Below are 921 nucleotides of genomic sequence, written 5' to 3' on the forward strand. Positions count from 1 at the left end.
AATCATCAGATGAATTATTGTATTTCATCTGACAACCATAAAGGGATTATCGCACGCCGAGTGTGGCGTGAATTTTTTAGTTTAGTCATTTTTAAGGCGTGAGTATTGGTTTTCATCATGATAGCCGTCTGCCAACAATTCAGCTTCGCGCAAACGCGCTTCTAAGGTGAATCCTGCTTTTTGGGCAACATGGTTGGATGGCGCGTTATCAACGGCGGCGCGGATGATCAAGCGATTCAAATCAAAATCCACAAACCCTAATGCGCACATGCCGGACACAGCGCGGTGCATAATGTTCAAGCCGTGAAATTCCGTCCCGAGCCAATAGCCGATGTCAGCTTGATGATTCAAGTGATCGAAATGATTGAAGCTGATCATGCCGGCGACTGCATCGCCATAGTGAATCACCGTGTTCAAACTAAGACCAGCGGCATAATGCTCCAAGGTCATTTGCAAGAAGCGCGCTTCATCATCTACTGTGCGCATGCCTGGCACCCAGGGTAAATATTTCCCTAAGGCTTCACGGTTTTGATCGACCATGGCAAACAGTGGGTCTGCGTCTGCGCTGGGACGTGGCAGTGCGAGGGCAATTTCATCATCGATTCGGTATGTAAACATAAGCGACCTTCTTCATTTAATCTGTTTTAAGTTTAGCATAATCGTTGACATCGCTCATCATTATGCGAAGATGGAAATTAAAAAATAGTGAAAAAGATTCACAGAAAGAACGTGTGTGATGCCAATTCGTCGAATGGAAGCCAAAGACAATCAAGCGGTCGCCAACTTAGTGCGAACTTGTTTAGCCGCAGCCGATTTAAAACAACCAGGAACCGCTTATTATGATCCGCAATTAGATGATTTATATCATTCGCAAATTGCAAGAACAAGTTAGCCACCCCATGGCACGACACCGTGAGATGA

Annotated in this window: 2 protein-coding genes; one reads left to right on the top strand and one right to left on the bottom strand. The window is 45.4% G+C overall.

Features of this window, described 5'->3' with window-relative positions; translation table 11 throughout:
- Positions 1 to 81 precede the first annotated feature (81 nt).
- A complete protein-coding gene (locus FD01_RS10570; RefSeq protein ID WP_054720205.1) occupies positions 82 to 618 on the bottom strand; it encodes a GNAT family N-acetyltransferase in 537 nt (178 codons plus the stop codon).
- A 118-nt stretch (positions 619 to 736) separates the two neighbouring features.
- Here FD01_RS10570 and FD01_RS16115 point away from each other — a divergent pair, with 118 nt between their 5' ends.
- Complete coding sequence (locus tag FD01_RS16115; RefSeq protein WP_156647300.1) at positions 737 to 892, top strand: hypothetical protein; 156 nt, start codon at positions 737 to 739, stop codon at positions 890 to 892.
- The last annotated feature ends 29 nt before the right edge of the window (positions 893 to 921 follow it).

Origin of the sequence: Lacticaseibacillus manihotivorans DSM 13343 = JCM 12514, from assembly GCF_001435035.1 — a bacterium.
Classification (GTDB): domain Bacteria; phylum Bacillota; class Bacilli; order Lactobacillales; family Lactobacillaceae; genus Lacticaseibacillus; species Lacticaseibacillus manihotivorans.